Raw genomic sequence first — 12270 nt, 5'->3', positions numbered from 1 at the left:
CCACGCCACCCCACTTTCCGCGAGGCATGCCCCATGCTCACCACTTCTTCCCATCGTGCCGAGGTCGTGTTGCTCTCCGCCGGTCCTGGCGACCTGGACCTGCTCACGCTCAAGGCGGTCAAGGCGCTCGCTGCCGCGCAGGTACTGCTGCTGGATGACCTGGCCAACCCGGCCATCGTCGAACTGGCACCGCAGGCACGCGTGATCCGTGTCGGCAAGCGCGGCGGCTGCCGCTCCACGCCGCAGGACTTCATTTGCCGATTGATGCGGCGCTACGCACTGCAAGGCGTGCGCGTAGTCCGGGTCAAGGGCGGCGACGCCTTGTTGTTCGGCCGCGCTGGCGAGGAGATCGCCTTCCTGCGCCAGGCGGGCATTGGCGTGCAGGTGATCAATGGCGTCAGTGCCGCCTTTGCCGCTGCCGCGGCGCTACAGGTGTCGCTCACCCACCGCGCGCACTGTCACGGCATCAGCTTCGTCACTGCGCATACGCACGACCATGGCCAACCGAATTGGGCGGCGCTGGCGGCCAGCGGCACCACGCTGGGCATTTACATGGGGCTACGACGGGCCGCTGCCGTTGCCGATGCCTTGCTGGCGCATCTGCCGGCCGACACCGCGGCTGCAATCGTGCAGGCGGCCTCGCGCCCGGAGCAGCAGCGTCGGCTCACCACGCTCGGTGCTCTGGCCGAGACGGCAGCTGGCTTGGCCGCTGAGCTGCCCACGTTGCTGCTGGTTGGCGGTGCGCTGACCGAGGCGGCGGACGCATGTGACGACGGGCTGCTGGCATTGGCCAATCAGGCAATGGGCTAAGACTGCTGGTGGTGGCTTGCCGGGGGCGGTCTGAACATCTGTGCATCGGGATGGGCCGGCAAGCTCGGCTAGCACGGCGATCGAGCATCATGCCTGGGCAGGTGATGGCGGCGATCGCTACCGCTTGCACGTCGGGGGCAGAGCGTAGCGATTGGGCGTTGCAGACAGTAGGCCAAGCTCTTCCGCATCACACGAGTTCCGCATTCGCCGGAAGATCGCAGCCGCGATGCGGCATTGCAGCATCCTTCGCGCGGCGGTCACCGATGCATGGCGTTGATCAGAGCGTGACGTCGCCGGCGACCGCATCCCGCTGCGGCGCTTACCGCAATGCATTCGATGGCTCCTGGACACGCATGCCGGTCACTGCGTTGATCGCGCGACGGGTCGACCGGTCATGCTCGCCTGCTTGGGCGTGAGGGTCTGTTGCGACAACGGCTTCCTCAAGCAGCGTACAACCGCATGGCTCGTGGCAGTTGCCGAGCGAGTGCAGCAGCGGCACCCGGAGCGCTGATACGGGGATGTGCCACGGATCACAGGCGATGGTATTCGCATGTGTGATAGCGCTACCTGCGTCGTCTTATGGGTGGCCAGCTCGAGTGCAAGATTTGCACAGCAAGCGCAGCCGTTTTTGCCTGCATGCGTGCTGGAGCGGCCGAATCGGCTGGTTTTACGGTTGGCACGATAGTTGCGGAGTACGTCTGACCCATGACGTTGTATCGACGCATCGAGAGGAGGCACAGTGGAGGACGTACCAAGCACCAATCGCAGCCGGCGCGGCTTTGCCGCATTGGATCCGGATAAGCGCCGGGCCCTGGCCAGTAGCGGTGGCAAGGCGGCACACGCCAGTGGCAACGCCCATGAATTCACCAGCGACGAGGCACGCGAGGCTGGCCGCAAGGGCGGTCAGGCAGTGAGCCGCGATCGCGATCATATGTCGCGGATCGGCAGCAAGGGTGGCCGGTCCAAGCAGGCAAAGCCGCAGGAAGAATCAGCCTAAGTGTGAAAAGCGACGGCCCCCACCGCGGGCCGTCGCGTTGTTCCTGGCGAGGTCGGGGCACGCGATGGAGCGCCGGTGTGCAATGCACGGCGTCATGAAAAAACAAACGATTGCAGTGATGCGCATTTCGCAGGCATCGCAATCGATATCGCATGGCATTGCCAGGCTGCAATCCACTGCCACACAAGGCCCTCGTCCGTAACGTGCAAAATCTGCACGGTCCCGGTGTGCAGCGAGAACGATTGCGGCCAAAATCGCGCTGCTGGTCAGATGCGCATTAACCGCGACCGCAAGACCTGCCGCAGTGACCGGTCGCACAGGGGCGCGCCTTGTAGCGCGCACCGTCATAAAAGGGGTGAGATCTGCGGAGACAACCTTTGTTGGCTGTGCTTTGCCCGTGGATGTAAAGCTGCCGTGCATGCCGCACCTGGCGTTCACCCCACGCAAGCGTGGCGTTGATCCGGCGCCGGGCAGGCTGGGGTCACCGCAAACGCAAAGGAGACGGGACATGGCCGAACCCCAGGAACACCTGTTGGACTGGCTGCGCGATGCGCACGCCATGGAGCAGCAGGCCGAGCAGATGCTCAAGGCACAGGCGGCGCGGATCGAGCACTATCCCCAACTCAAAGCCCGGATCGAGCAGCACCTGGAGGAAACATTGGGGCAGCAACGGCTGGTGGAGGCTTGCATCCAGCGACTGGGTGGCTCGCCCTCCATCATCAAGGACGCCATGGGCAAGATGGCTGCTTTCGGGCAAGCGATGGGTGGAATGACCACCTCTGATGAAATCGTCAAGGGCGCGATGGCCAGCTATGTCTTCGAGAACCTGGAGATCGCGACCTACACCGCCTTGATCGGGGCGGCACGCACGGTGGGCGATGCCGAAACGGTTCGTGTCTGCGAGCAGATCCTGCCGCAGGAGCAGGCCATGGCACAGTGGCTGCTGGAGCACTTGCCGCAACTGACCGAGGAATTTCTGGTGCGCGATGCCACGCCCGGCGTCACTGCCAAAAAGTAACCAATCCTAGGACGTCGCCGTCTCAACGAAGGCCCTGCCAGTGTCGGTGGGGCCTTCGCGCAGTCGCTTTGCGCACACACAGGCGCTGTCACGGTTTCGCACAGGCGCATCCCTGCCAGTGTCGGTGGGGCCTTCGCGCAGTCGCTTTGCGCACACACAGGCGCTGTCACGGTTTCGCACAGGCGCATCAACGCTTACGCTTATAGGCTCCCAATCGACGATGGTGGCCATGAGCGATTTTTTGCGCAATCCGATCGGTGTTCCCGGGCAACCGTGGGGAGACGCGGAGCGAGACCGCTGGCGGGCGCGGCAGCGCCGGCAGCGCAGTTATCGAGACGACGTGGTCGCTGCCATCGATGATTTGCGCGGCCACTTCGACATCGTGCCCTACGGCAGCATCGCGGCCGATGAGGAGAGCTACCCGCTGCTGGCAGTCCGCAGTGATCGGTGGGACGCGTCGTTGCCAACGGCGCTGGTGAGCGGTGGCGTGCACGGCTATGAAACCAGCGGCGTGCATGGTGCGTTGCAGTTCCTGCGCGAACGTGCCGACGCCTACCGCGGCCGTTTCAACCTGGTGGTCGCGCCCTGCGTCAATCCCTGGGGGTATGAACGAATTCAACGCTGGAACGCGGCGGCGATCGACCCCAATCGCTCGTTCCGTGCCGACAGCCCGGCGCCGGAAGCGGCGTCCTTGATGGCCCTGGTCGCTCCCCTGCAGGCGGGCCTGCGCGTGCATATCGATCTGCACGAAACCACCGACAGCGACGAAAGCGAATTCCGCCCCGCGCTGGCCGCTCGCGATGGCGTGCCGTTCGTGCCAGGCAGCATTCCCGACGGCTTCTACCTGGTTGCCGACAGCGCGGCGCCGGAAGCGCACTTCCAGCAGGCGATCATCGCTGCGGTTGCGCAGGTCACCCATATCGCCCCGGCCGACGCCGGTGGATGCCTGATCGGTACGCCACTGGCCGCGCCTGGCGTCATTCACTATCCGGCGCGTCGGCTGGGCCTGTGCGCGGGACTGAGCGATGCACGTTTCCGCACCACGACCGAAGTCTATCCAGACAGCCCGCGCGCAACCGCTGCGCAATGCAACGCTGCCCAGGTCGCGGCCATTTGTGCGGCGCTGGACTACGCGCTGGCGCAAGGCTGAGCGGGGGATACTCGGCAGGCTGCGTCGGCCGTGCCGGCGTGCTTTTCTTGCGAACGGGGTTCCCATTCCGGATTCGGCAGCATGCGCCCAGCGGTTTTCACTGGCAGATGCAATGCGCCACCGTGTGATCGTTGGCGTGCTGGGACGGGCGGCGAGCACCTCGCTGCGAGCGCAAACACAGTACAAGGAGATCCCCATGCATGCAGGCACTTCGTGGGCCGACGGACAGTGGCTCAACCGTCCGACCCAGACACGCATCGACGATGACGTATTGGACGTCGTTACCGACCGCAACACCGATTTCTGGCGTACCACGCACTACGGCTTCGTTCGCGACAGCGGGCATTTTCTCGGATTCACCAGCGGCGAGTGCTTCAGCGCACAGGTCCGCATACGGGCGCAGTACGCGGCCTTGTACGACCAGGCCGGGCTGATGGTGCGGGTGGATCAGGCGCGCTGGGTCAAGGCCGGCATCGAATTGAGCGATGGCCACGCCATGCTCAGCAGCGTGTTGACCAACGGGCTCTCGGATTGGGCGACCGGCCTCTATCAGGGCGATCCGTCCGATTTCTGGATGCGTGCGACGGTGGCCGGCGGCGTCCTCCGCCTGCAGGTGTCGGCCGATGGCCAGCACTGGCCGTTGGTGCGCCTGTGCTCGTTCCCGCACGCGGCGTCGTACCAGGTCGGGCCGATGTGTTGTACCCCCGAGCGGGCCGGTTTGCAGGTGCGTTTCAGCCACTGGCGGCTGGGACCGCCGCTGGGCAAGGACTTGCACGATCTGAGCTGAGCGAGCGCTGCCGTGCCCGCAGCGCGCTCATGGCAAGTAGTGCAGGGCGTTTGTCTGTGCGTAATACGCTGGTATGGCGGCAGCCTCCATTGGCCTTGCCAGCAGATAGCCTTGCGCCTCCTCGCAGCCCCAGCTGCGCAACAAGGCGATTTCGGCGGCGTCTTCCACCCCTTCGGCGACCGTTCGGTAGCCCAGCGCATTGGCCAGGCGCACTACGGCTTCGGCACGCAGCTGCATGGCGGGCGTCACTGCGATGCCGGTGACCAGCGAGCGATCGAGCTTGAGCACGTTCACGGGCAGCTCGGTGAGGTAGCCGAAGTTGCTGTAGCCGGTGCCGAAATCGTCGATCGCCACGCTGACACCGGCGTCGCGCAAGGCGCGCAGTCGCGGCAGGGCCTGCACATTGCTGCGCAGCCAGCGTCCTTCGGTGATCTCCAGCTCGATGCGGCTGGTGGGAATCCCCAAGGCGGTGCAGCGATCGATGACGTCGGAGGCCAGGTTGAGATTGCCGAAGTCGCGCGATGACAGATTGATCGACAAGTTGAAATCCATGCCTTCGGATCGCCAGGCGGCCAATTGGTCGAGTGCTGTCGCGATCACCCAGTCGGTCACCGTGCACATCAGCGCGGTCTTTTCGAACAGCGGGATGAACTCGTCCGGGCCGATCGCTCCCAATACCGGGTGCTTCCACCGCAACAAGGCCTCGAAGCCGATCACCGACAGGTCGCTCAGGTCCACCCGTGGCTGGAACACCAGGCGGAAGTCGCCGTCCTTCAGGGCACGCTCGGCGTCCAGCGCCAGGCGGTAGGAACGTTGGATCGCATCGTCGTGCGAGGCGTTGTACCAGCAGACGATGCCGTGATGTTCGATCGCATCGCCAAGCGCCACCAGGCCCTTGCGCATGGCATCGTGGGTCTCCGGCTGCTGCGGGAGAAAGCGCACCACACCGGCATGGAAGGTGAGCGACATCGGGATGCCCGCAGCATCGATCGGTGTCAGCAACATATCGCGCAGGTCCAGCAACAGGTCTTCCACTTCGTCGGGCGCTGAGTTCATCAAGAAGAAGGCAAAGCGCATCGGCGCTACGTGATAGACGGTCGCCTTGCCGCGCAGCGCACGGGTCAGCAGGTAGCTGGCGTGACGCACCAGCTCGTCCAGCGGCTGCATGCCCAGCGCCTGGCGGGCATCGTTCGCCGCCTGGCTGTCGTAGACCTCGATGAACGCGGCGAAGGCCGGCCCCAGATGGCTGCCGAAGGCGAGGGCATCCAGGTCCGATTGCAGTTGCCGGGCGTTGAGCAGGCCGCTGTGCGGCTCGCGCCGGCCGGCGCCAAACTGCAGCTCCAGCTGCGCTGCCGCCACGTTGGCGAACATCTGCAGTTGCTGCTGTTCCTGGCTGGCCAGGCGGCGTTCGCGGGTGTCGGCCACGCACAGGGTTGCCGCCATGCCGGCCTGCGGGGCGCTCACTGGCACGCACGCCAGAAAGCGCGCCGGTCCCGGCGGAAACGCGGCATCGCCCAGCTCGATCGACTCCAGCGCCGCCGGTTCCACCCGTTCGGTGATGTGCGCCGCGGATGGCGCTTGCGGCATGCACAACTCCACCGCACGTTCGATATGCGTCTCGGCGATGCCGCGTGACGCCAGCACGCGCAGCCGTCCGCCCTCGGTGATGGTCAGGGCCGCCGCCGGAGCGGCCAAGGCGTGACAGACCAGACGGGCGATTTGCTCCAGCGGCTCGGCACCGCCGAGCTCGATCGGCACGCCCGACCAATCGAACGACGCTTGGTTGTGTTCGCGCACACGTGTCATGGCATCCGGTTCCCGTGTCGAAACAGCGCTCGCTAAGCAGACGTATCGCGGGTGGTCAGTGCATGAGGACGCATCGAAGGATGTCTTGTGTTGCGTCCGTCAGCGGCGATGACATTAACGGTAGCGGGGTCTTCTTGCCAGCGTCCAGGGCAACTTCCAATCAATCCTGTGCTGAGCACATCCAGGCAGCGGCACCGTCATGCATCGCTCATTACCAGTGCCTCGGAGAATGGGGATCTGAGTATAGCCAGGCTCAACCGATGACCCATAACACTTGCCACTGACATCTATTCGCTCGGTCGTGCCTGTATCAATCACGAATGTGAAAATTGGCCCCGCGTTTGCAGTGAATATGGACGGAACCACCCAGACGACTTAACCCTGATGCCGCGCGGTGGCGCGACGTCTTGGAAAATAGATTAAGGAGTATTTTGGTTTGGCAGCCCCTCCTGGAATTTTCATGCCGTAAAGGCGACTCGTGCGGTTATGTCTCCTTGCGGGCTCGTCGGCGATTCAACACACCCGCGTCCAACTGCGGCATCCCAATTGCGCCGGACGGAGACGCCCTGGGGAATGCCGAGTCAATCCGATCGCGCGAGTGTCCCGGCGGGGCGACTGAGCAAGGTGCCTTGTTTCAAACAGACTGCCAGCCCACCGATCGCGCCCGAATAACGCAGATCGACTGTCGCCCTTTCAGTCGCGCACCGGCATCGCTTTGGGTGCGGCAACGGCGCCGTGCAGAAAGGAGGACAGCACCGCGTGCTTCACGGACGCAGGCGCAAGCCGACCGGTGGCCACAGCCCAGCCGGCGCCGAACAGGCACGAAAGATAGAAATCGCTCAACCAGGGCGCGGTGAATTCGATGCCGAACACGGCGCGTTGCTGGCCATCGAGAAAGAACGCATCCAGGCGCGCCTGGAACGGCTCCCACTCTGGCGCCGAGTAGTAGGTGTTTCCGCGCTCGGTGCCTTCGATGCCCATCTGGTTGACGACGTAGATCACCAGGTCGATGTCCTCGACCAGCGCGCGGGTCATCTGTTCCAGCGCCTGCAGCGGATCCTGCTCGCGACCGCGCTCCAGCGCCGCGTCCAGTCTGGCCCAGGCCACCTGGGTGACGCGTTCGGCGATCGCGGCGCGGGTCGGAGCGAATCGATACAAGGTGGCGCGGCTGATGCCGGCACCCGCGGCCAGCTCGGCGAGGGTGCTGCGCGGGCGGCGCGTCAGGGTGGCGGCCAATAGGCGGATCAAACGGTGGTCGTCCTGGCTCATGCGGGGCTGGGCGTCGAGGGAGCCACAGCATACCGAATGATTTCTCAAAGCCTCTTATGAATCAAACTTGATTCATTTGATTCGACGGTGCATGATGCCGCTGCCGCCTTCAGGGATTGCCGCCGTGGTCCTTTCTCGCCTCGTCCTTCTCCCGCTTTGCCTATCGGCTGTCCTGGCCGCCTGCGGCAGCCAGCCGGCTGCCACGCCCACGAGCGCGCCCGCGGTAGAGGTTGCCGTCGCGCATGCGCGGACCGTCCTGCCCACCGCCGAGCTGCCTGGGCGGATCACCAGCGTCCGCGCGGCGCAGGTGCGTGCGCGAGTGCCCGGCATCGTGCTGAGCCGGCAATTCGTCGAGGGCGCGGACGTCAAGGCCGGGCAGGTGTTGTTCCAGATCGATCCGGCTCCGTTCGACGCCGCAGTGGCGCGTGCGCAGGCCGAGCTGGCACGTGCCCAGGCCGAGCAGGACAACGCACGTGCGCAGTTCCAGCGCGCACGGCGGTTGGTCGAACAACAGGTCATCAGCCGGCAGGACTTCGAGACCACCCAGGCCGGGGACAGAAGTGCGCAGGCGGCCGTGGCGTCGGCGCAGGCCGCGCTACGGACCGCGCAGTTGGAGCGCGCCTTCGCCACCGTGCGGGCACCGATCGACGGCCGTATCGGCCGGGCGCTGGTGACCGAGGGCGCCTTGGTCGGACAGGGCGGCGACGCCACGGCCATGGCCTTGGTGCAGCAGCTCGATCCGATCTTCGCCGACTTCCGACGTCCGCTCGCCGACGCCTTGCGGCTGCGGCGCAAGGCGCAGACGGATGCCGACGCGGTCAGGGTGGTCATCGACATTCCGGAACTGGCGCAGACGCGTGAGGGCGAGCTGCTGTTTTCCGACATGAGTGTGGATGAAGGCACTGGCACGGTGTCCTTGCGCGCGCAGTTCCGCAACCAGGACCAAGTGTTGTTGCCGGGAATGTTCGTGCGTGTGCGTGCGCCCAATGGCGGTGCCAGCACCGCCGTCTACGTCCCGCAGCGCGCCATCCAGCGCGATGCCGAAGGTCAGGCGAGCGTCATGGTGGTCGATGCGGCGGGCAAGGCGCAGCGACGCAAGGTCCGTACCGGCGCCATGGTCGGCACCGAGTGGCAACTGCTCGATGGCCTGGCCCCCGGCGAACGCTACGTGGTCTCCGGTGCCGGCAAGCTCCAGCCCGGCAGCGTCGTGCATCTCGCGCGCTAACGCTCTTCCGTCCGTCCGGACCACCGCGGCTCCAGGTAATCGCCATGTCCAGATTCTTCATCGACCGCCCCAACTTCGCCTGGGTCATGGCCATCTTCATCTCGCTGGCAGGCGTGCTGGTGCTGCCAGGCTTGCCGGTGGAAAAGTACCCAGAGGTGGCGCCGCCGCAGATCAGCATCTACGCCACCTATCCTGGCGCGTCGGCGCAGGTGGTCAACGACACCGTCACCAGCATCATCGAGCAGGAGCTCAACGGCGCGCGCGACATGCTGTATTACGAGTCCAGCAGCGCCAATGGCAGCGGCGAGCTGATGGTGACCTTCAAGCCGGGCACCGACCCGAACATCGCCCAGGTGGATGTGCAGAACCGGATCCGACGAGCGGAGTCGCGTCTGCCGGCGGCAGTGACCCAGCTTGGCTTGCAGGTGGAGCAGACCACCGCCGGCTTCCTGATGCTGTATTCGCTCACCTACCGGCCCGAGGCGCCGTCGACCGACGTGGTGCGCTTGAACGATTACGCCGCGCGCGTGGTCAACAACGAAATCCGTCGGGTTCCTGGCGTGGGACGGGTGCAGTTCTTCGGTGCCGATGCGGCGATGCGCGTTTGGGTCGATCCGCAAGCGCTGTCGGGCTACGGCCTGAGCATCGCCGACGTCAACAGCGCGATCCGTGCACAGAATCTGCAGGTTGCTGCCGGCAATCTGGGCGAACGCCCATTCGGACAAGCGCAGGAGCTGACCACCCCCCTGGTGGTCCGCGGGATGCTGGAGTCGCCGGAGGAATTCGGTCAGATCGTGTTGCGGGCCGATCCCAATGGCGCCATGGTGCGGCTGGCGGATGTGGCCAAGCTGGAGCTGGGGTTGGAGAACTACCAGTTCGACGTGCAGCAGAACGGCGGGCCGGCAGCCGGCGCCGCGGTGCAACTGGCGCCGGGTGGCAATGCGGTGGCGACGGTGGCCGCGGTGCGGGCGCGGCTGGCGGAGCTCTCGCATGGCTTTCCGGCCGACATCACCTATTCGGTTCCATTCGACAGCTCGACCTTCGTCAAGGTGGCGATCCACAAGGTGTTGAGCACCTTGCTCGAGGCGATGGTGCTGGTCTTCCTGGTGATGTACCTCTTCTTGCAGAACCTGCGCTACACGCTCATTCCCGCGATCGTGGTGCCGGTGTGCCTGCTCGGCACGCTGGCGGTGATGAAGCTGCTCGGCTTCTCGGTCAACATGATGAGCATGTTCGCGATGGTGCTGGCGATCGGCATTTTGGTCGACGATGCGATCGTGGTGGTGGAGAACGTCGAGCGGCTGATGGCCGAGGAAGGCCTGTCGCCGCGCGAAGCGGCGATCAAGGCGATGCACCAGGTGGGTGGCGCCATCGTCGGCATCACCTTGGTGCTGGCGGCGGTGTTCCTGCCGCTGGCTTTCATGGACGGTTCGGTGGGCGTGATCTACCGGCAGTTTTCGGCGGTGCTGGCAGTCTCGATCCTGTTTTCCGGATTGCTGGCGCTGACGATGACGCCGGCCCTGTGCGCCAGCCTGCTCGCACCGGCACACGGGCAACCGGCCAAGCGCGGGGTGTTCGGCTGGTTCGATCGCCGCTTCGCCGCACTGACCGAGCGCTTCGATGCGCTCAATGGCCGCCTGCTGCGGCGGGCCGGACGCTGCATGCTGATCTATCTGGCGTTGCTGGCCGGCTTGGCCTTCGCCTATCTGCGCTTGCCGGAGGCCTTCGTCCCGCAAGAGGACGAGGGCTATCTGATGGTGGACGTGCAGCTCCCACCCGGTGCCAGCGACCAGCGCACCCGGGCGGCGGGCGATGCGGTCAATCGCTATTTCGCCGGCCGGCGCAACATGCAGGACATCACCCTGGTCTATGGCTTCAGCTTTTCCGGCAGCGGCGCCAATGCGGCGCTGGCTTTCCCGACCTTGAAGGACTGGAGCGAGCGCGATGCGGACGCCTCCGCGGCCAGCGAGGTCGCTGCAGCCAATGCCGCGCTGGCGGGCATCAGCGACGCCACCATCATGGCAGTGCTGCCGCCACCGGTCGAAGGCTTGGGCAACTCGGGCGGCTTCGCCTTGCGCATCCAGGATCGCGGCAATCTCGGCCGGGAGCAGCTGATGGCGGCGGTCGAACAGGTGCTTGCGCGCGCCAGTCATTCACCACGACTGGCGTACGCCATGATCGAAGGGCTGGCCGACGCGCCACAGCTGCGCTTGCAGATCGACCGCGGCAAGGCCGAGGCGCTGGGCGTGAGCTTTCAGGGAGCGATGGACGTGTTGTCCAGTGCGTTCGGCTCGGCCATGGTCAACGACTTCGTCAACCAAGGACGCCTGCAGCGCGTGGTGGTGCAGGGCGATGCCCGCTATCGCGCCACGCCAGAGGCGCTGGACAGCTTGTACGTGGGCAACCGCAACGGACAACAGGTGCCGTTCAGTGCGTTCACCCACCTGGTCTGGGAGCAGGGGCCGGTACAGATCGCCCGCTACAACGGCTATGCCGCGGTCAAGATCACCGGCGAGGCGGCGCAGGGCACCAGCTCGGGCGAGGCGTTGGCCGAGATGGAACGCTTGCTCGACGATCTGCCCGCCGGCATCGGCTACGAATGGACCGCGCTGTCCTATCAGGAAGCCGCCGCCGGCACGCAGGCGCCGTTGCTGCTCGGTTTTTCGCTGCTGATCGTGTTCCTGTTGTTGGTCGCGCTGTACGAGAGTTGGGCGATTCCGTTGTCGGTGATGTTGATCGTTCCGATCGGCGCGATCGGCGCCACTGCGGCGGTGTGGGTCGCTGGCCTGGCCAATGACGTGTACTTCAAGGTCGGGCTGATCACCATCATCGGTCTGGCCGCCAAGAACGCGATCCTGATCGTCGCGTTCGCCAAGGAGCTGCACGCCGACGGCCACGATGCGCGTGCAGCGGCGCTGATGGCTGCGCGGTTGCGCTTCCGCCCGATCGTGATGACTTCGCTGGCCTTCATCCTCGGGGTGGTACCGCTGGTGCTGGCCCGTGGTGCCGGCGCAGCCAGTCAGAACGCCATCGGCACCGGCGTCATCGGTGGCATGCTGGCAGCCAGTTCACTGGGGGTGCTGTTCACCCCGATCTTCTTCGCCTGGGTGATGGCACGCCGCCGTTCCGCGCGCCACGCCGCATCGACCTGAGCGGCCGCGTTCGCTTGCTTGTGCTGATGCCACGCGCCAGCGTGCATCCGCGGCGT

The 12270-nt window shown here is 65.6% G+C and carries 9 protein-coding genes; 7 read left to right on the top strand and 2 right to left on the bottom strand.

Going from position 1 to position 12270, the window contains the following annotated elements; translation table 11 throughout:
- Window positions 1-33 precede the first annotated feature (33 nt).
- From cobA to CKY51_RS01895, 5 genes are all read left to right on the top strand, one after another.
- A complete protein-coding gene (cobA, locus tag CKY51_RS01915) occupies window positions 34-810 on the top strand; it encodes a uroporphyrinogen-III C-methyltransferase (RefSeq protein WP_022973054.1) in 777 nt (258 codons plus the stop codon).
- Window positions 811-1549: 739 nt separating this feature from the next.
- Window positions 1550-1807, top strand: a complete 258-nt coding sequence (locus CKY51_RS01910) for a KGG domain-containing protein (protein WP_022973053.1) — start codon at window positions 1550-1552, stop codon at window positions 1805-1807.
- Window positions 1808-2315: 508 nt separating this feature from the next.
- Window positions 2316-2825: a ferritin-like domain-containing protein gene (locus CKY51_RS01905; RefSeq protein WP_152248797.1), complete on the top strand. Its 510-nt coding sequence runs from the start codon at window positions 2316-2318 to the stop codon at window positions 2823-2825.
- 229 nt (window positions 2826-3054) lie between these two features.
- Complete coding sequence (locus tag CKY51_RS01900) at window positions 3055-3975, top strand: M14 family metallopeptidase (RefSeq protein WP_031340138.1); 921 nt, start codon at window positions 3055-3057, stop codon at window positions 3973-3975.
- Window positions 3976-4171: 196 nt separating this feature from the next.
- A complete protein-coding gene (locus CKY51_RS01895; protein ID WP_081641416.1) occupies window positions 4172-4762 on the top strand; it encodes a DUF1349 domain-containing protein in 591 nt (196 codons plus the stop codon).
- Window positions 4763-4789: 27 nt separating this feature from the next.
- On the opposite strand, the gene CKY51_RS01890 is transcribed toward CKY51_RS01895, so the two are convergent.
- Both CKY51_RS01890 and CKY51_RS01885 read right to left on the bottom strand, forming a co-directional pair.
- Window positions 4790-6568, bottom strand: coding sequence for an EAL domain-containing protein (locus CKY51_RS01890; protein ID WP_022973049.1), 1779 nt, complete (start codon window positions 6566-6568; stop codon window positions 4790-4792).
- A gap of 693 nt (window positions 6569-7261) precedes the next feature.
- Window positions 7262-7837, bottom strand: coding sequence for a TetR/AcrR family transcriptional regulator (locus CKY51_RS01885; RefSeq protein ID WP_031340136.1), 576 nt, complete (start codon window positions 7835-7837; stop codon window positions 7262-7264).
- 91 nt (window positions 7838-7928) lie between these two features.
- Here CKY51_RS01885 and CKY51_RS01880 point away from each other — a divergent pair, with 91 nt between their 5' ends.
- A complete protein-coding gene (locus CKY51_RS01880) occupies window positions 7929-9062 on the top strand; it encodes an efflux RND transporter periplasmic adaptor subunit (protein ID WP_484607007.1) in 1134 nt (377 codons plus the stop codon).
- 44 nt (window positions 9063-9106) lie between these two features.
- The gene (locus CKY51_RS01875) at window positions 9107-12214 is read left to right on the top strand and encodes a multidrug efflux RND transporter permease subunit (protein ID WP_022973046.1); all 3108 of its coding nucleotides are present in this window, start codon (window positions 9107-9109) and stop codon (window positions 12212-12214) included.
- Window positions 12215-12270 lie beyond the last annotated feature (56 nt).

The organism is Xanthomonas maliensis (genome assembly GCF_009192945.1).
GTDB classification, from domain to species: Bacteria; Pseudomonadota; Gammaproteobacteria; order Xanthomonadales; family Xanthomonadaceae; genus Xanthomonas; species Xanthomonas maliensis.
The sequence above is the reverse complement of the archived record's forward strand: the minus strand, read 5'-3'. Positions and strand labels throughout refer to the sequence as shown.

Bases quoted from the DNA above. Each gene is read 5' to 3' on its own strand.
- cobA (WP_022973054.1), top strand. From the start codon at position 34: ATGCTCACCACTTCTTCCCATCGTGCCGAGGTCGTGTTGCTCTCCGCC.
- CKY51_RS01905 (WP_152248797.1), top strand. From the start codon at position 2,316: ATGGCCGAACCCCAGGAACACCTGTTGGACTGGCTGCGCGATGCGCAC.
- CKY51_RS01900 (WP_031340138.1), top strand. From the start codon at position 3,055: ATGAGCGATTTTTTGCGCAATCCGATCGGTGTTCCCGGGCAACCGTGG.
- CKY51_RS01895 (WP_081641416.1), top strand. From the start codon at position 4,172: ATGCATGCAGGCACTTCGTGGGCCGACGGACAGTGGCTCAACCGTCCG.
- CKY51_RS01890 (WP_022973049.1), bottom strand. From the start codon at position 6,568: ATGACACGTGTGCGCGAACACAACCAAGCGTCGTTCGATTGGTCGGGC.
- CKY51_RS01885 (WP_031340136.1), bottom strand. From the start codon at position 7,837: ATGAGCCAGGACGACCACCGTTTGATCCGCCTATTGGCCGCCACCCTG.
- CKY51_RS01880 (WP_484607007.1), top strand. From the start codon at position 7,929: ATGATGCCGCTGCCGCCTTCAGGGATTGCCGCCGTGGTCCTTTCTCGC.
- CKY51_RS01875 (WP_022973046.1), top strand. From the start codon at position 9,107: ATGTCCAGATTCTTCATCGACCGCCCCAACTTCGCCTGGGTCATGGCC.